General features: G+C 50.7%; 18 protein-coding genes. 17 read left to right on the forward strand and 1 reads right to left on the reverse strand.

Annotated features, from left to right (window positions below; translation table 11 throughout):
* Positions 1–6 precede the first annotated feature (6 nt).
* The 17 genes from rsmG to BIZ37_RS02620 all read left to right on the forward strand — a co-directional run bounded on the left by rsmG (position 7) and on the right by BIZ37_RS02620 (position 15,136).
* Positions 7–627 (forward strand): 16S rRNA (guanine(527)-N(7))-methyltransferase RsmG, encoded by a 621-nt coding sequence (gene rsmG, locus BIZ37_RS02540; RefSeq protein ID WP_187460171.1) that lies wholly within the window; start codon positions 7–9, stop codon positions 625–627.
* 16 nt (positions 628–643) lie between these two features.
* Entirely contained in the window at positions 644–1,438 is a 795-nt protein-coding gene (locus tag BIZ37_RS02545; RefSeq protein WP_107300838.1) for a ParA family protein, read from the forward strand.
* Positions 1,439–1,453: 15 nt separating this feature from the next.
* Positions 1,454–2,341, forward strand: a complete 888-nt coding sequence (locus BIZ37_RS02550) for a ParB/RepB/Spo0J family partition protein (RefSeq protein WP_187460172.1) — start codon at positions 1,454–1,456, stop codon at positions 2,339–2,341.
* Between the two features lie 178 nt (positions 2,342–2,519).
* Positions 2,520–2,909, forward strand: a complete 390-nt coding sequence (locus BIZ37_RS02555) for a F0F1 ATP synthase subunit I (protein ID WP_107300836.1) — start codon at positions 2,520–2,522, stop codon at positions 2,907–2,909.
* An 8-nt stretch (positions 2,910–2,917) separates the two neighbouring features.
* On the forward strand, positions 2,918–3,703 hold the full coding sequence (gene atpB / locus BIZ37_RS02560) for a F0F1 ATP synthase subunit A (RefSeq protein WP_187460173.1): 786 nt from the start codon (positions 2,918–2,920) through the stop codon (positions 3,701–3,703).
* Between the two features lie 67 nt (positions 3,704–3,770).
* A complete protein-coding gene (atpE, locus tag BIZ37_RS02565) occupies positions 3,771–4,028 on the forward strand; it encodes a F0F1 ATP synthase subunit C (protein WP_005302247.1) in 258 nt (85 codons plus the stop codon).
* Positions 4,029–4,077: 49 nt separating this feature from the next.
* Complete coding sequence (gene atpF / locus BIZ37_RS02570; RefSeq protein WP_039468204.1) at positions 4,078–4,548, forward strand: F0F1 ATP synthase subunit B; 471 nt, start codon at positions 4,078–4,080, stop codon at positions 4,546–4,548.
* Positions 4,549–4,564: 16 nt separating this feature from the next.
* Positions 4,565–5,098 carry a F0F1 ATP synthase subunit delta gene (atpH, locus tag BIZ37_RS02575; RefSeq protein WP_107300835.1) on the forward strand — a complete coding sequence of 178 codons (534 nt, stop codon included), beginning with the start codon at positions 4,565–4,567 and terminating at the stop codon, positions 5,096–5,098.
* Positions 5,099–5,114: 16 nt separating this feature from the next.
* Positions 5,115–6,656, forward strand: a complete 1,542-nt coding sequence (gene atpA, locus BIZ37_RS02580) for a F0F1 ATP synthase subunit alpha (protein WP_187460174.1) — start codon at positions 5,115–5,117, stop codon at positions 6,654–6,656.
* A gap of 44 nt (positions 6,657–6,700) precedes the next feature.
* Positions 6,701–7,567: a F0F1 ATP synthase subunit gamma gene (atpG, locus tag BIZ37_RS02585; RefSeq protein ID WP_107300833.1), complete on the forward strand. Its 867-nt coding sequence runs from the start codon at positions 6,701–6,703 to the stop codon at positions 7,565–7,567.
* A gap of 32 nt (positions 7,568–7,599) precedes the next feature.
* Positions 7,600–9,006 carry a F0F1 ATP synthase subunit beta gene (gene atpD / locus BIZ37_RS02590; protein WP_107300832.1) on the forward strand — a complete coding sequence of 469 codons (1,407 nt, stop codon included), beginning with the start codon at positions 7,600–7,602 and terminating at the stop codon, positions 9,004–9,006.
* A 17-nt stretch (positions 9,007–9,023) separates the two neighbouring features.
* Complete coding sequence (locus BIZ37_RS02595) at positions 9,024–9,446, forward strand: F0F1 ATP synthase subunit epsilon (RefSeq protein ID WP_187460175.1); 423 nt, start codon at positions 9,024–9,026, stop codon at positions 9,444–9,446.
* A 202-nt stretch (positions 9,447–9,648) separates the two neighbouring features.
* Positions 9,649–11,007, forward strand: a complete 1,359-nt coding sequence (glmU, locus tag BIZ37_RS02600; protein ID WP_187460176.1) for a bifunctional UDP-N-acetylglucosamine diphosphorylase/glucosamine-1-phosphate N-acetyltransferase GlmU — start codon at positions 9,649–9,651, stop codon at positions 11,005–11,007.
* A gap of 186 nt (positions 11,008–11,193) precedes the next feature.
* On the forward strand, positions 11,194–11,961 hold the full coding sequence (locus BIZ37_RS02605) for a DeoR/GlpR family DNA-binding transcription regulator (RefSeq protein WP_187460177.1): 768 nt from the start codon (positions 11,194–11,196) through the stop codon (positions 11,959–11,961).
* A gap of 18 nt (positions 11,962–11,979) precedes the next feature.
* A complete protein-coding gene (glmS, locus tag BIZ37_RS02610) occupies positions 11,980–13,812 on the forward strand; it encodes a glutamine--fructose-6-phosphate transaminase (isomerizing) (RefSeq protein ID WP_187460178.1) in 1,833 nt (610 codons plus the stop codon).
* A 312-nt stretch (positions 13,813–14,124) separates the two neighbouring features.
* Positions 14,125–14,505: a helix-turn-helix transcriptional regulator gene (locus BIZ37_RS02615; RefSeq protein ID WP_039468230.1), complete on the forward strand. Its 381-nt coding sequence runs from the start codon at positions 14,125–14,127 to the stop codon at positions 14,503–14,505.
* A 229-nt stretch (positions 14,506–14,734) separates the two neighbouring features.
* Complete coding sequence (locus BIZ37_RS02620; RefSeq protein WP_187460179.1) at positions 14,735–15,136, forward strand: helix-turn-helix transcriptional regulator; 402 nt, start codon at positions 14,735–14,737, stop codon at positions 15,134–15,136.
* A 24-nt stretch (positions 15,137–15,160) separates the two neighbouring features.
* Here BIZ37_RS02620 and ilvA read toward each other — a convergent pair whose 3' ends face one another.
* Entirely contained in the window at positions 15,161–16,714 is a 1,554-nt protein-coding gene (gene ilvA / locus BIZ37_RS02625; RefSeq protein ID WP_187460196.1) for a threonine ammonia-lyase, biosynthetic, read from the reverse strand.
* Between the last annotated feature and the right edge of the window lies 1 nt (position 16,715).

Here is a 16,715-nt window from a genome sequence, read left to right on the forward strand (position 1 = left end):
TAATTTGTGAAACAACGTCTGGTGCAACTGATAGCACAAACTGATCTCACAGTCACAGAACAGCAAATTGACCAGCTTGTCGGCTATGTCGCCATGCTGGATAAATGGAATAAAGCGTATAATCTGACATCGGTACGTGATCCGTATGAGATGTTGGTGAAACATATTATGGATAGTATTGTGGTAAGCCCTCACCTTAACGGTGAGCGGTTTATCGATGTGGGTACCGGTCCGGGCCTGCCAGGGATCCCCCTGGCGATCATGAACCCGGACAAGCTGTTCACATTATTGGATAGCCTGGGCAAGCGGATCCGTTTTATCCGCCAGGTGATCCATGAGCTGAAGATCGATAATGTCACTCCGGTGCAGAGCCGGGTTGAGGAATTCCAGCCTGAGATCGGTTTCGATGCCGTACTGAGCCGTGCGTTTGCCTCGATGAGTGATATGGTATCTTGGTGCCACCATCTCCCTGCTAGCCACGGGCATTTCCTGGCGCTCAAGGGACAATTTAATCAGCAGGAAGTGACAGAACTGCCGGAATGGTGTTCTGTGACGGAAGTCAAATCTTTGCAAGTTCCAGAGTTAGAAGGCGAACGCCATCTAGTAATCTTGAACGCAAAGGATTAATGGATGAGGTTTTTTCGTGGGAAGAGTCATAGCGGTAGCCAACCAGAAGGGAGGCGTGGGTAAAACCACAACATGTGTCAACTTGGCAGCGTCATTGGCGGCCACTCAGCGCAAGGTCTTAGTCATTGACCTTGATCCCCAGGGTAATGCCACCATGGCCAGCGGCGTGGATAAATACCAAGTCGATGCAACGGCTTATGAGCTTCTAGTCGAAGAAACCCCGTTCAATGATGTCGTGATCACCGATACCACTGGCGGCTATCACCTGATAGCTGCCAACGGTGATGTCACGGCGGCAGAAATCAAACTGATGGAAGTCTTTGCCCGTGAGGTAAGGCTGCGTAACGCCTTAGAGGTAGTTCGTGATAACTATGATTTCATCTTTATTGATTGTCCTCCAGCCTTAAACCTTCTTACAATCAATGCAATGACAGCAGCAGACTCTGTTCTGGTTCCTATGCAGTGCGAATACTTCGCCCTCGAAGGGCTGACGGCATTGATGGACACCATCAGTAAACTTACCGCTGTCGTCAACAGCGAGCTGAAAATTGAGGGATTGCTGCGGACCATGTACGACCCGCGCAACCGACTGGCGAACGAAGTGTCGCAGCAGCTCAAAAAACATTTTGGCGACAAGGTATATCGCACCGTTATCCCGCGTAATGTTCGTCTTGCCGAAGCACCTAGCCATGGTAGACCTGCCATGTACTACGACAAGTATTCGAGTGGTGCCAAAGCCTATCTGGCCTTGGCGGGTGAGATCATTCGCCGTGACGAGCTGGCAAAAAATGCCGGTGCGGTCGACGCATAAAGGGTAACCATGAACATGAATAAACGAGGCCTGGGAAAAGGCCTTGATGCCTTGCTGGCCACCAGCTCTGTTGCTGCAACGAAACAGCAACAGGCTGACAAAGCACAAACATTGTCGGCTGACGGTACGCTCAAGGAGTTGGCTATCAGCCAACTGGCACCGGGCCGCTACCAGCCGCGCAAAGATATGTCGGATGAGGCGTTAGCAGAACTGGCTGAATCAATCCGGGCTCAGGGCGTTATCCAGCCGATTGTGGTGCGCGAAACCGCGCCGCAGCAGTTTGAGATCATTGCCGGGGAGAGGCGCTGGCGTGCTTCGCGTCAAGCGGGCCTTCAGAAAGTCCCTTGTATTATCAAGGATGTTAACGATAGGGCAACCGTTGCGATTGCCCTGATTGAGAACATCCAGCGTGAAGATCTCAATGCGATTGAGGAAGCGCAGGCACTGGAAAGGCTGCAGAGTGAGTTCTCACTTACTCACCAGCAAGTTGCTGAAGCCGTGGGCAAGTCCCGAGCGGCGGTATCCAACTTGTTGCGTCTTAACCAGCTGGAAGCGCCAGTGAAGCGAATGGTAGAGCAAAAGCAGCTGGAAATGGGCCATGCCCGAGCGCTTCTTGCCCTGCCCAATGAAAGCCAGCTAGAAGCGGCACAAACTGTTGTGGCCAAGATGTTAACGGTTCGTGATACCGAACGTTTGGTCAAGAAGATGCTGACCCCGCAACCTGAGCCTAAAATGGCGGTGGCCAACCCGCAAATCGAAGCGGTAGAAAACCAGCTAAGTGAGCAGTTTGGCACCCAGGTGGCGATTAATCAGCAGAAGAACGGCAAGGGAAAGATCGTGATCAGCTTCGATCAAGCCGACAAGTTAGAGCAAATTGTTGCAATGTTAGGTCACGAAATGTGACGTAGAACGTGCATATTTTGTTGCAAAAATTACAACATCGTGATCAAGTTATTGTGTTGTAAAATCTAACATCTTTTTTTGCTGCGATTAGATTGCATTCAATCTAATGAGCCGTATAATTTTCGCTGTTTTCCCAGCACGTCGTAAGTGCAGTGGAACGGACTCGAGGAACGAATACATGGTATCGGCGCTAGTTAGACCGGGACGCCAATTGGCGAAGCGGTTGCTGTTGCTACAATCTGGCGTCGTTTTGATAACGGCAATCATGGCAGTTTTTGCTGTCAGTGTTGACTGGGGAATCTCTGCACTCATCGGCGGCGGCATCTTTGTGATCGCCAATGCTGTCTTTGCTACCTGTGCGTTTTTGTTCAGCGGTGCCCGCAAGGCCCGTCTGGTCATGGCGTCATTCTATGGTGGCGAAGTGCTGAAAATCCTCATCACGGTCATCCTGTTTGCCATTGTTTACCTGTATGTCGAGGTGGAACTTGTTCCCCTCAAACTGACCTATTTGCTGGCTCTTGGTATTAATATTTTTGGGCCGGTTTTATTCATTAACAACAACAAATAGGATGAGTTATGGCTGCGCCAGGTGAAGCGCTAACGCCGTCAGGCTACATCACTCACCACCTGACTAACTTGTCAGTCGGTGAAGGATTCTGGGCGGTACATATAGATAGCCTGTTTTTCTCAGCCCTGACCGGTCTACTCTTTCTTTGGGTATTCCGTAAGGCTGCAAAAACAGCGACATCAGGAGTCCCTGGGAAACTACAGTGTTTTGTGGAAATGGTAGTAGAGTTTGTTGACGACAACGTCAAGGAAACCTTCCATGGCCGCAACCCGCTGATAGCTCCTTTGGCTCTTACCATTTTCTGCTGGATTCTACTGATGAACGTCATGGACTTAGTGCCAATTGATTTTCTTCCGTATCCTGCTGAACATTGGTTGGGTATTCCTTACCTTAAGGTGGTACCGAGTGCTGATGTCAACATCACCATGTCAATGGCGCTGGGCGTTTTCGCCTTGATGATTTACTACAGCATCAAAGTGAAAGGTCTCGGTGGCTTTGCAAAAGAACTGGCTCTTCACCCGTTCAATCACCCGGTCATGATCCCGTTCAACCTGCTTCTTGAAATCGTTTCGCTACTGGCGAAGCCGCTTTCACTAGGTATGCGTTTGTTCGGTAACATGTTCGCTGGTGAGGTGGTGTTTATCCTAATCGCGGCACTAATGCCGTGGTGGGCACAATGGCTGGGCTCGGTACCGTGGGCAATTTTCCACGTTCTAGTCATTACAATTCAAGCATTCGTGTTTATGATGTTGACTATTGTGTACCTGTCTCAGGCGCATGAAGACAATCATTAACGATTATTTGTAAATTATTCAATTTTTTACTGGCACTTTAGCCGACAACTATAAACTGGAGATAGTGATGGAAACTTTACTAAGCTTTTCTGCAATTGCCGTGGGCATCATTGTAGGTCTTGCTGCACTGGGTACTGCGATCGGCTTCGCCCTTCTAGGTGGTAAATTCCTTGAAGGTGCTGCACGCCAGCCTGAAATGGCTCCAATGCTACAAGTTAAGATGTTCATCATCGCAGGTCTGCTTGATGCGGTTCCAATGATCGGTATCGTAATCGCACTACTATTCACATTCGCAAACCCATTCGTTGGCCAGCTAGCTGGTTAATCAAAAAGAACGAACGGACCCATAGCAACCCTTTTTAAGGAGATGCGTTGTGAATATGAATGCAACTTTGCTGGGTCAGGCTATCGCCTTCTTTATGTTTGTGGTGTTCTGCATGAAATATGTATGGCCACCAATCATGGAAGCGATTGAAGAGCGTCAGAAAAAAATTGCTGACGGTTTGGCAGCGGCTGATCGCGCTGCCAAAGACCTGAACCTGGCGCAGAGCAATGCTTCTGACCAACTGAAAGAAGCAAAACGCACTGCAACTGAGATCGTAGAGCAAGCGAACAAGCGCAAAGCTCAGATCATCGACGAAGCGAAGGCGGAAGCCCTGGCTGAGCGTGACAAAATTCTGGCCCAAGGTCTTGCTGAGATCGAAGCCGAACGTAACCGCGCTCGCGATGAGCTAAGAAAACAAGTTGCAACTCTGGCTGTGATTGGTGCTGAGAAAATCATTGAGCGTTCTATCGATAAAGATGCGCACGCTGATCTTCTTAACAAAGTCACTGCAGAACTGTAATTAAAGGGGCAAGCACATGTCGGATATGACTACTATCGCACGCCCCTACGCTAAAGCAGCCTTTGATCTTGCGGTTGAGAAAGGTGAGCTAGCCCAATGGGCGGAAATGCTCACCTTTGCTGCCGAAGTCACCCGTAACGAGACCATTCAGGACATCCTGGATAGTGGTTACGCGGCGGACAAGCTGACAGAAATCTTCCTGTCAGTATGCGGCGAGCAACTTAACGAAACCGGGCAGAACCTGATTAAGGTAATGGCCGAGAACGGACGCCTGAAAGCCCTTCCTGCTGTCTGCGACGAGTTCCTGCTCCTGAAGAGTGAGCTGGAGAAGACTATCGATGCCGCTGTGGTTTCCGCAGTTGAGCTTGATGATAGCCAACTTGAAGCGATTAGTGCGAAGCTGGAGCAGCGCCTGTCCCGTAAGGTGAAGCTGAATTGCAGTGTAGACGAGACCCTTATTGCTGGGGTTGTAATTAGAGCTGGAGACTTGGTCATCGATAACTCAGTACGCGGCAAGCTAGACCGCCTGAGCGATACTTTGCAGTCTTGATTTGGGGAATTGGAGCATGCAACTTAATTCCACGGAAATTAGCGAACTGATCAAGCAGCGTATTGAAAACTTCAACGTTGTAAGTGAAGCGCGTAACGAAGGTACTATCGTGTCGGTAAGCGACGGTATCATTCGTATCCATGGCCTTGCTGATGTAATGCAAGGTGAAATGATTGAATTACCTGGTGGCCGTTTTGCACTGGCACTTAACCTTGAGCGTGACTCGGTTGGTGCGGTTGTAATGGGCCCATATGCTGACCTTCAGGAAGGCATGAAAGTAACGGGTACTGGTCGTATTCTTGAAGTACCAGTAGGCCCTGCACTTCTAGGCCGCGTAGTGAACACACTAGGTGAGCCAATCGATGGTAAAGGTCCAATCGAAACAGAGACTTTCTCTCCTGTTGAAGTGATTGCACCGGGTGTAATCGACCGTAAATCGGTAGACCAGCCTGTACAGACTGGTTACAAGGCCGTTGACTCGATGATCCCAATCGGCCGTGGCCAGCGTGAGCTGATCATCGGTGACCGCCAGACGGGTAAAACCGCTATGGCGATCGATGCCATCATCAACCAGAAGAACTCTGGTATTTACTCTGTTTATGTAGCTATCGGCCAGAAAGCGTCAACCATTGCTAACGTGGTTCGCAAACTGGAAGAGCACGGCGCACTGGAAAACACCATTGTCGTTGTAGCTTCTGCATCAGAAGCGGCAGCACTGCAGTACCTGGCACCATATGCTGGCTGTGCAATGGGTGAATACTTCCGTGACCGCGGTGAAGATGCCCTGATCGTATACGATGACCTGTCTAAGCAGGCTGTTGCCTACCGTCAGATCTCACTGTTGCTACGTCGTCCGCCGGGCCGTGAAGCCTTCCCTGGTGACGTTTTCTACCTCCACTCTCGTCTTCTAGAGCGTGCCGCTCGCGTTAACGAGCACTACGTAGAAAAATTCACTAACGGTGAAGTGAAAGGCCGCACCGGCTCACTAACTGCCCTGCCGATCATCGAAACGCAGGCAGGTGACGTATCGGCATTCGTACCGACCAACGTTATCTCTATCACCGATGGCCAGATCTTCCTACAGACAGAACTGTTCAACGCCGGTATTCGTCCAGCGGTTGACCCAGGTATCTCTGTATCGCGTGTAGGTGGTTCTGCCCAGACCAAGATCATCAAGAAACTGTCAGGTGGTATTCGTACCGCTCTTGCACAGTACCGTGAACTTGCGGCGTTCGCCCAGTTCTCGTCTGACCTTGATGAAGCAACGAAGAAGCAGCTTGATCACGGTCAGAAAGTAACTGAGCTGATGAAGCAGAAGCAGTATGCACCGATGTCTGTGTTCGAACAGTCACTGGTTATCTTTGCTGCTGAGAAAGGCTACTTGAATGACATCGAGCTAACTAAGCTTGCTGATTTCGAAGCCGCGTTGCTTTCATACGCCAAAGGTCAATTTGCTGAGCTAGTGTCTCAGGTTGATGAAACGGGTGCTTGGAATGATGAAATCGAAGCCCAGTTCGTGAAACTGGTTGAAGGTTTCAAAGCGACCCAGACTTGGTAATTGGTTGGTGGTCGCTTGCGATCACCTACTAACGGAGAGTAACGATGGCCGGCGCAAAAGAGATTCGTAACAAGATCGGTAGTGTTAAAAACACTCAGAAGATCACTAAGGCGATGGAAATGGTGGCGGCGTCTAAGATGCGTAAAACGCAAGACGCCATGGAGTCATCACGCCCATACGCACAAACTATGCGCAAAGTGATCGGTCATATCGCCCTTGGTAGCCTCGAGTATAAGCATCCTTATCTCGAAGAGCGTGAAGCCAAGCGCGTTGGTTACATCATTGTTTCTACAGACCGTGGCCTGTGTGGTGGCCTGAACATTAACTTGTTCAAGCAAGCCATCCACGACATCCAGGGCTGGTCTGAACAGGGTGCAGATGTTGATTTGGCGCTAATTGGCTCCAAGGCAACGGCATTCTTTAACAGCTACGGCGGCAACGTGGCCGCACAGGTTTCTGGCCTGGGCGACAACCCTTCAGTGGATGAACTGATCGGTACCGTTGGCGTGATGCTGAAGAAATATGATGAAGGCCAATTGGATCGCCTGTACCTGGTTTACAACAAGTTTGTAAACACCATGGTTCAGGAACCAGTGATTGATCAATTGCTGCCTTTGCCTAAGTCGGAAGACGAAGAGATGCAGCGCAGCCATGCTTGGGACTACATTTATGAGCCTGAGCCGAAAGCCCTGCTGGATACCCTGCTGATTCGCTACGTTGAATCCCAGGTATACCAGGGCGTGGTCGAGAACCTTGCCAGTGAGCAGGCCGCTCGAATGGTCGCGATGAAAGCAGCAACCGATAATGCAGGAAACCTGATTGATGAACTGCAGCTTGTGTACAACAAGGCCCGTCAGGCCGCGATCACACAAGAACTGTCTGAAATCGTTTCTGGTGCTGCTGCTGTTTAAGGCAAAGATTTAATAAGTTTAGAGGATTAACGATGGCTACAGGTAAGATCGTACAGATCATCGGTGCGGTAGTCGACGTAGAGTTTCCACAGGACTCTGTACCACAGGTATACGATGCCCTTCACGTTGATGCAAAAGAGAACGGTACGCTAGTACTGGAAGTTCAGCAACAGCTTGGTGGTGGTGTTGTCCGTGGTATCGCAATGGGTACTTCTGATGGCTTACGTCGTGGTCTGTCTGTTGAAAACACAGGCCGCCCAATTGAGGTTCCAGTTGGTAACGCAACCCTAGGACGTATCATGAACGTTCTGGGCCAGCCAATTGATGAGTGTGGTGAGATCGGTGAGAAAGAGCGTTACGCGATTCACCGTGAAGCACCAAGCTACGAAGAGCAGTCAAACGCGACTGAGCTACTAGAAACAGGTGTTAAGGTTATCGACCTGATTTGTCCATTCGCTAAGGGTGGTAAAATCGGCCTGTTCGGTGGTGCGGGTGTAGGTAAGACCGTTAACATGATGGAGCTTATCAACAACATCGCCCTGCAGCACTCTGGTCTGTCAGTATTCGCCGGTGTTGGTGAGCGTACTCGTGAAGGTAACGACTTCTACTACGAGATGCAGGAAGCAGGTGTTGTAAACATCGAAAACCCTGAAGAATCGAAAGTAGCAATGGTTTACGGCCAGATGAACGAGCCACCAGGTAACCGTCTACGTGTTGCACTGACTGGTCTGACAATGGCAGAGCGTTTCCGTGACGAAGGCCGTGATGTTCTTCTGTTCATCGATAACATCTATCGTTACACCCTTGCGGGTACTGAGGTATCGGCACTACTAGGCCGTATGCCTTCAGCGGTAGGTTACCAGCCAACTCTTGCAGAAGAGATGGGTGTACTTCAGGAGCGTATCACATCGACCAAGACAGGCTCTATCACGTCTGTACAGGCCGTTTACGTACCTGCGGATGACTTGACTGACCCATCTCCGGCGACAACGTTCGCCCACCTTGATGCGACAGTCGTACTTTCTCGTCAGATCGCTTCCCTGGGTCTATACCCTGCGATCGACCCATTGGATTCAACATCACGTATGCTTGATCCGCTAGTGGTTGGTCAGGAGCACTACGACATTGCGCGTGGCGTGCAGAGTATCCTACAGCGCTACAAAGAGCTGAAAGACATCATTGCAATCCTGGGTATGGACGAGCTGTCTGAAGAAGATAAGCAGGCTGTATCCCGTGCCCGTAAGATTGAGCGCTTCCTGACTCAACCTTACCACGTTGCAGAAGTCTTCACAGGCGACCCAGGTATCTACGTATCGCTGAAAGATACGCTACGTAGCTTCAAAGGTCTTCTAGCGGGTGAATACGACGATATCCCAGAGCAGGCATTCATGTACTGCGGCGCGATTGAAGACGTATTGGAAAACGCGAAGAAGCTTTAAGCTAAGTAGGAGGCGACATGGCAGCGATAACCTTCCATCTGGATGTAGTAAGTGCAGAGAAACGTCTGTTCTCGGGCCGCGCTGAAAACGTTCAGGTGACCGGTAGCGAAGGTGAACTGGGTATTCACGCAGGTCACACCCCGCTGCTGACCGCTATCACGCCCGGTATGGTCCGTATTACCAAACAGCATGGTGACGAAGAGGTAATTTATATCTCTGGCGGCATGCTGGAGGTTCAGCCGGGCACGGTTACCGTGTTGGCTGACACCGCTATCCGCGGTGAAGATCTGGACACAGCGAAAGCGGAAGAAGCGAAACGTCAGGCTGAGGAGCGCATCCACAACCAGCATGGCGATATCGACTTCGCACAAGCAGCCAGCGATTTGGCGAAGGCCATTGCTCAGCTTCGAGTCATCGAACTGACCAAAAAAGCCCGCTAATACCAGCAAGGCCAAAAAGCGACCCTCGGGTCGCTTTTTTTATGCCTGCTCTCCGGAACCAATGATGCGTATCTGGCTGATCTCGGCATGACACAGTGAGTTATTACTCGCAAAAAATTATCTAATTTCCCTGCGCCTGTGTCCTTGGCATTATACAATGGAGCTAGGTTACTTATTTGATATGCACCAAGAGGATTAAGTCATGAGCTTTAGCGCTGTGATTCTCGCCGCGGGAAAGGGAACCCGTATGTACTCCAACCTTCCTAAAGTGTTGCACACACTGGCAGGTAAGCCGATGGCCAAACACGTGATTGATACCTGTGCGGGTCTGGGCGCCAACAATATCCACCTGGTATACGGCCACGGTGGTGACCAGATGCAGGCAGCACTTAGCGCAGAGCCTGTCAATTGGGTATTGCAGGCCGAGCAGCTGGGTACGGGCCATGCGGTCAACCAGGCTTGTCCTGATCTGGCGGAAGATGAGAAGGTGCTTATCCTATACGGTGACGTGCCACTGATCAGCAGCGAAACCTTGGAAAACCTACTTGATGCCCAGCCTGACGGCGGAATTGCCCTCCTGACAGTCGTCCTGGAAGATCCGACGGGCTATGGCCGCATCGTGCGTCGCAACGGCCCGGTAGTGGCGATTGTTGAGCAAAAAGATGCTTCTGAAGAGCAGAAGATGATCAAGGAAATCAATACCGGTGTGATGGTGGCCAACGGTGGCGACTTGAAACGCTGGTTGTCAGCCCTGAAAAATGACAACGCCCAGGGCGAATACTACCTGACCGATATTATCGAAATCGCCCACAACGAAGGCCGTGCTGTTGAAGCAGTACACCCGGTACGTGCTATCGAGGTCGAAGGTGTGAATAACCGTGTTCAGCTGGCCAAGCTCGAGCGTGCTTTCCAGAGCATGCAGGCCGAGCGCTTGCTGGAGCAAGGCGTGATGCTGCGTGACCCAAGCCGTTTTGACCTACGTGGTGAGCTGCAGTGCGGGACTGATGTGGAAATCGATGCCAACGTCATTATCGAAGGTAGCGTATCACTAGGTAACAACGTGGTTATCGGTGCGGGTTCCATCCTTAAGGACTGTGAGATTGACGATAACACCTTGATCCGCCCATACAGCGTCATTGAAGGGGCAACGGTTGGTGAAGATTGTACGGTGGGTCCGTTTACCCGCCTTCGCCCGGGGGCTGAGCTTGTGGGTGACTCGCATGTTGGTAACTTCGTTGAAATGAAGAAAGCGCGTCTGGGCCAAGGATCGAAAGCGAACCACCTGACTTACCTGGGTGATGCCGAGATTGGCGATCGTGTAAACATTGGTGCGGGTACCATTACCTGTAACTATGACGGTGCCAACAAGTTCAAGACCGAGATTGCTGATGATGTATTTGTTGGCTCCGATACTCAGCTTATCGCGCCGGTTAAGGTTGGCAAAGGAGCAACCATTGGTGCCGGTGCAACGATTAATCGCGATGTGGGTGAAGGCGAGTTGGTGATCACTCGCGCGCCAGCCCGCACAGTCAAAGGCTGGAAGCGCCCAGAGAAGAAGTAGTTTTTTACTTTGACTTATTCAAGGCAAGGCGGTGTCCTTGCCTTTTTCATATCTGCAGCAAATGTTGCCGTGTGTCTATTACTCTTCTTTCGAATAAAAAATTAATTGCACATAGTTGATCAAAAAAGTTTTGATCTGCTAGTATTTCTTTCAGTTCGAAACTTATGTTTATCAGTTCGTAATTTAATGTCAAAGCGTAATACTCAACAACGCCGCCATGCCATTCTTTCAATGGTCAATGAACAGGGCGAAGTAAGTGTCGATACCCTAGCCAAGCATTTCGCTACCTCCGAAGTGACAGTTCGGAAGGATTTGGCTGAACTAGAAAAAAATGGTTTGTTACTGCGCCGCTACGGTGGTGCGGTATCGATACCCACTGAAATGGTCAGTGAACCGGAAGAACAAGTTTCGGTTCGTAAGTTGGCAATTGCCAAGGCCGCTGCTGCACGTATCCGAGACCATAACCGGATCATCATCGATAGCGGCAGCACCACAGCAAGCTTGATCAGCCTACTGAATGACAAGCATGGCCTGATCGTGATGACCAACTCGCTCAATGTCGCCAATGCGCTCAACAGCCTGGAAAACGAGCCGACCTTGTTGATGACGGGGGGGACTTGGGACCCGCATTCCGAAGCGTTCCAGGGCCAGGTGGCTGAATCAGTGCTACGTTCATATGACTTTGACCAGTTATTTATTGGTGCTGATGGCATCGATACGGCGCGTGGGACAACAACCTTTAATGAGTTGGTGGGCCTCAGCCGGGTAATGGCCGAGGTATCACGAGAAGTAGTGGTGATGGTGGAATCGAGCAAGGTGGGTCGCAAGATCCCCAATCTCGAACTGCCATGGGACAACATCAGTACCCTGATCACCGATGACGGCTTGGACATGAAAGCCAAACAACAGATTGAACAGCATGGTGTGCAGGTGGTCTGCGCCCCAGCGGAATAAATTTAGGAGCAAGAAACTATGTGTGGGATTGTTGGTGCGGTAGCACAGCGTGATGTAGCGGAAATTCTGGTTGAAGGGCTACGCCGTCTTGAGTACCGCGGCTATGACTCTGCCGGTGTCGCGGTTGTCGATGGTGACGCGAACCTAACCCGTGTTCGCCGTCTGGGCAAAGTCCAAGAGTTGGCCGATGCAGTAGACGAAGCCAAGGTTATTGGCGGCACTGGTATTGCCCATACCCGTTGGGCGACCCACGGTGAGCCGTCTGAAGTCAACGCCCACCCACACATGTCTGGCGACATCGCAGTAGTCCACAACGGTATTATCGAAAACCACGAAGAGTTGCGTGAGCTTCTTCAATCCCGTGGCTACGTGTTTGAGTCCCAAACCGATACTGAAGTTATCGCGCACATGGTTGAGTGGGAACTACGTACATCAGAAACACTGCTAGAAGCGGTACAGAAGACAGCTAAGCAACTGGACGGTGCTTACGGTACCGTTGCGCTAGATCGCAAAGACCCATCCCGCATTGTGGTTGCGCGCTCAGGTAGCCCAATTGTCATCGGTTTCGGTGTGGGTGAAAACTTCCTGGCCTCTGACCAACTGGCACTGCTTAACGTGACTCGTCGCTTCATGTACCTGGAAGAAGGTGATGTAGCAGAAATCACTCGCCGTGAAGTAACCGTATTTGATGCTAGCGGTGAGCGTGTCGAGCGTGAAATCACTGAATCTAATGCAGAGCATGATGCGGGCGACAAGGGCCAGTACCGTCACTTCATGCAGAAGGAAATCTACGAGCAACCAACTGCGTTGATCAACACAATGGAAGGCCGTATCACAGCGGATTCTGTGGTGACTGAAGCGATTGGTGTCAACGCGGCAGACATCCTAAGCAAGGTTGAGCATGTCCAGATTGTGGCCTGTGGTACGTCTTACAACGCGGGTATGACTGCGCGTTACTGGTTCGAAGACATTGCTGGCGTAAGCTGTGATGTGGAAATCGCTTCTGAATTCCGCTACCGCAAATTCGTTACCCGTCCTAACAGCCTGCTGATCACCCTTTCCCAGTCGGGTGAAACGGCTGATACCCTAGCCGCGCTTCGCCTAGCGAAAGAGAAAGGCTACATGGCGGCAATGACTATCTGTAACGTCGCAGGTTCATCCCTGGTGCGTGAATCTGATTTTGCCTTCATGACCCGTGCGGGGGTTGAGATTGGTGTGGCTTCAACCAAAGCGTTTACTACTCAGCTTTCAGCTCTTTTGATGCTGGTAACGGCACTGGGTAAACAGCAAAACCGCATCAGCAAAGAGAAAGAGAAGGAGATCGTCGAGGCCCTGCATGTCCTGCCGCAGCAGATCAACGCTGCTCTGTCTTTCGAGAAAGAGATCGAAGCGCTGGCGCCTGATTTTGCCGACAAGCACCATACCCTGTTCCTTGGCCGTGGTGAGTTCTACCCAATCGCGATGGAAGCGTCTCTGAAACTCAAAGAGATCTCCTACATCCATGCTGAAGCTTACGCCGCCGGTGAGCTGAAACACGGTCCTCTAGCGCTAATCGATGCTGACATGCCGGTTGTTGTGGTAGCACCAAGCAATGACCTGCTAGAGAAGCTGAAATCAAATGTTGAGGAAGTACGTGCACGTGGTGGCCTACTGTATGTCTTTGCTGATGAAGATGCCGGCTTTGAAGGTGATGAGACAATGAAGATCATTACCATGCCACACGTCAGTGAGATCACGGCAGCGATTTACTACACCATCCCAATGCAGTTGCTTTCTTACTATGTCGCACTGATCAAAGGTACGGATGTGGATCAGCCGCGTAACCTTGCCAAGGCGGTAACGGTCGAATAAAAATCAGTCTGTTAGCCATTGTGCTAATAGCTTGTCTCATAAATGAGAAAAGGCACCCAAGCGGGTGCCTTTTTTATTGCCCTTAGGTGGTAGCGTCTACTATCTAGACAGGGGTGAATGATTTTTTTGCGTTTTAGGAAAATTGGGCATCCTAGTTACCTTTTGCAAACCAAATTACAACAGCGCGAACGGTATATACGAGTAAATTGTTGTTATTTAATGGATTGTTAAATTACTCTCAAGTTGGCTTATGTTGTGCAATCCAGTAATGAAAGCTAGGCATTATTCATTGTGTTGTATTGGAGGTGTGACATGACAGATCCGAAAGCCCAAATCGCAGCCCGTATAAAAGAAGCCAGGGAATGGAAAGGCCTGACCCAAGTCCATATGGCCCAGCAACTGAAGGTCGCTCGTCAGACTTACCTTGATTTGGAAACAGGTAAAACTGAGCCCAAAGTCAGGATGCTCTCGGAAATTTCGGAGATCACCGAGCGTCCATTAACTTGGTTCGTGTACGGTGATGAAGGCATTGAAATTTTGGAAAGTGAATATAAAGAAGAGATCGATCGCCTGTTGCAGTATTTCAGCCGGTTACCCCATTCAGCCAGAAATGTCATATTGCAGCAAAGCATTAATTTGGCGGGCTTTATGGCGGAATATACCCGTGCGCTAACCCAACGTGACAAGTCATAAAGTGGTCAGATGTGTGTCGGCGTATGCCGACATAATAATATGAGTAGTGTCTTGATTGCTGGTCAGTGAAGGGAGGGATTCACAGTTTGTAGACTTGCCTGCTGTGTAAATCATTGTTCGTAATGAATAATCATCATATGAATGACATTATACTCATTAAGGGAGTGAGATAATCCTTCCATATCCATAGGTTGCAGTTTGTGGCGTGGAAGGGATAAGCGGGGAGGCTATGGAACAAGTAAAAACGTGGATCGCACAACGGATAAAGGATGCGAGGGAATGGAAAGGTATTTCCCAGGTGGCGATGGCCAGACATCTGAATGTTGCCAGGCAAACCTACCTGGACCTCGAGTCGGGCAAAACAGAACCGAGGATTTCCACTTTGGTGAAGATTGCTGAACTTACCGGGCAACCGCTAGGCTGGTTTGTGTTTGATATCCAACGTCCGGAAATGCAGCATGAACAGTTGAAATCTGAGTTGATCCAGCTTTCAGCCCTGTATGAAAAGCTCTCAGAACCCCTGCGCAGCAAAATGTTGGCTTGCCATATCAGTCAGCTTAAAGTGGTACTGGAACATATTAGCATGGAAGGTGACAGTGAAAACAAAGCAGCCCCGGAGGCTGCCTTGTAGTTGTCAGAAATACGAATCCCGGTGTTATTGAGCAAGGAAGAACTGATAGGCCGGGTTATCTGTTTCGTCTTTCCAGCTATAGCCGAGTTCACGGAGGTGACTGGTAAAGGACAACAAATCCTGCTCTTCCAATTCAAACCCACACAACACCCGGCCATAGTCAGCACCATGGTTGCGGTAATTGAATAGACTGATATTCCAGTGGGTGCCCAAGGTGTTGAGGAACTTGAGTAGCGCACCGGGATATTCCGGAAACTCAAAGCTGTATAGCCTTTCTTTCAATGGCTTCGACGGCCTGCCGCCAATCATATAGCGGACATGGACCTTAGCCATTTCGTCATCAGACAAATCCACTACTGGATAACCACCTTTGCGTAGATCCGTAATGATGCTGTCGAGCTCCTCCTGTCCTTGAATCAAACGTACCCCGACAAAGACATTGGCCAAGCTGTCATTGTTGTAGCGGTAGTTGAATTCGGTGACGGCACGGCCGCCAAGGATATGGCAGAAATCAAGAAATGCCCCAGGTCGCTCAGGGATGGTAACGGCTAATAAACCCTCGCGTTTTTCACCTAGCTCACAGCGCTCAGAGACATAACGCAGGCCATGGAAGTTGAGGTTGGCCCCCGACAACACTGCCGCTAGCTGTTTGTCTTTTAGCTGGTGGCGTTCAGCAAATTTCTTCAATCCGGCCAAAGATAGCGCACCGGAAGGTTCGGCAATTGCCCGGGTATCTTCGAAGATATCTTTTACTGCAGAGCAGATCTCATCACTGCTTACCGTAATAGAGTCATCGAGGTACTGTTGGCACAGGCGGAATGTCTCTTCGCCAATCCGTTTGACCGCGACACCATCGGCAAACATACCGACCTGCTCCAGGGTTACCGGCTCGCCGGCATCCAGCGCAGCACGCAGGCAGGCGGAATCTTCGGCTTCGACCCCGATCACCTTGATTTGTGGCATTAGCTGCTTGATCAGTACTGCGACCCCAGCTGCAATACCACCGCCGCCGACGGGAACAAAGATGTAGTCGAGGTGACTATTTTGCTGCACCAGCTCAACCCCAATCGTCCCCTGCCCGGCAATCACTGCTGGGTGATCGAAAGGAGGGATGAAGGTGTAACCGTGCTGCCCTGCCAGCATTTCGGCGTGGGCTTTGGCTTCATCGAAGTTTCCACCATGCAGAACGACTTTACCGCCGAAACCACGAACAGCATCCACTTTGATGTCCGGGGTCGTACGTGGCATGACGATGGTCGCCTGTACGCCGAGGTGCTTGCCTGACATGGCCAAGCCCTGGGCGTGATTCCCCGCCGAAGCGGCAATCACCCCAGCCTGACGCTGGGCGTCAGTGAGCTGGGACATCATATTGTAGGCACCGCGCAGCTTGAACGAGTGAACCGGCTGGCGGTCCTCCCGCTTGAGCTGGACTTGGTTGCCGATGCGCCCGCCTAGGCGGGGCATGCTTTGTAACGGCGTGACCTGAGCGACTTCATAAACCGGTGCCCGGAGAATATCCCGCAGGTAATCAGCCCCGCTGGGGAGCTCGACCTCATTGGCCTGAGTGGCTTCGCTCATC

It is taken from the genome of Photobacterium sp. BZF1, assembly GCF_014349205.1.
Lineage (GTDB): Bacteria > Pseudomonadota > Gammaproteobacteria > Enterobacterales > Vibrionaceae > Photobacterium.

Coding starts and splice junctions, on each gene's coding strand:
- atpA (WP_187460174.1), top strand. CDS start 5,115: ATGCAACTTAATTCCACGGAAATTAGCGAACTGATCAAGCAGCGTATT.
- atpD (WP_107300832.1), top strand. CDS start 7,600: ATGGCTACAGGTAAGATCGTACAGATCATCGGTGCGGTAGTCGACGTA.
- atpG (WP_107300833.1), top strand. CDS start 6,701: ATGGCCGGCGCAAAAGAGATTCGTAACAAGATCGGTAGTGTTAAAAAC.
- glmU (WP_187460176.1), top strand. CDS start 9,649: ATGAGCTTTAGCGCTGTGATTCTCGCCGCGGGAAAGGGAACCCGTATG.
- BIZ37_RS02550 (WP_187460172.1), top strand. CDS start 1,454: ATGAATAAACGAGGCCTGGGAAAAGGCCTTGATGCCTTGCTGGCCACC.
- BIZ37_RS02615 (WP_039468230.1), top strand. CDS start 14,125: ATGACAGATCCGAAAGCCCAAATCGCAGCCCGTATAAAAGAAGCCAGG.
- BIZ37_RS02605 (WP_187460177.1), top strand. CDS start 11,194: ATGTCAAAGCGTAATACTCAACAACGCCGCCATGCCATTCTTTCAATG.
- atpB (WP_187460173.1), top strand. CDS start 2,918: ATGGCTGCGCCAGGTGAAGCGCTAACGCCGTCAGGCTACATCACTCAC.
- BIZ37_RS02555 (WP_107300836.1), top strand. CDS start 2,520: ATGGTATCGGCGCTAGTTAGACCGGGACGCCAATTGGCGAAGCGGTTG.
- BIZ37_RS02620 (WP_187460179.1), top strand. CDS start 14,735: ATGGAACAAGTAAAAACGTGGATCGCACAACGGATAAAGGATGCGAGG.
- atpE (WP_005302247.1), top strand. CDS start 3,771: ATGGAAACTTTACTAAGCTTTTCTGCAATTGCCGTGGGCATCATTGTA.
- ilvA (WP_187460196.1), bottom strand. CDS start 16,714: ATGAGCGAAGCCACTCAGGCCAATGAGGTCGAGCTCCCCAGCGGGGCT.
- BIZ37_RS02595 (WP_187460175.1), top strand. CDS start 9,024: ATGGCAGCGATAACCTTCCATCTGGATGTAGTAAGTGCAGAGAAACGT.
- glmS (WP_187460178.1), top strand. CDS start 11,980: ATGTGTGGGATTGTTGGTGCGGTAGCACAGCGTGATGTAGCGGAAATT.
- atpH (WP_107300835.1), top strand. CDS start 4,565: ATGTCGGATATGACTACTATCGCACGCCCCTACGCTAAAGCAGCCTTT.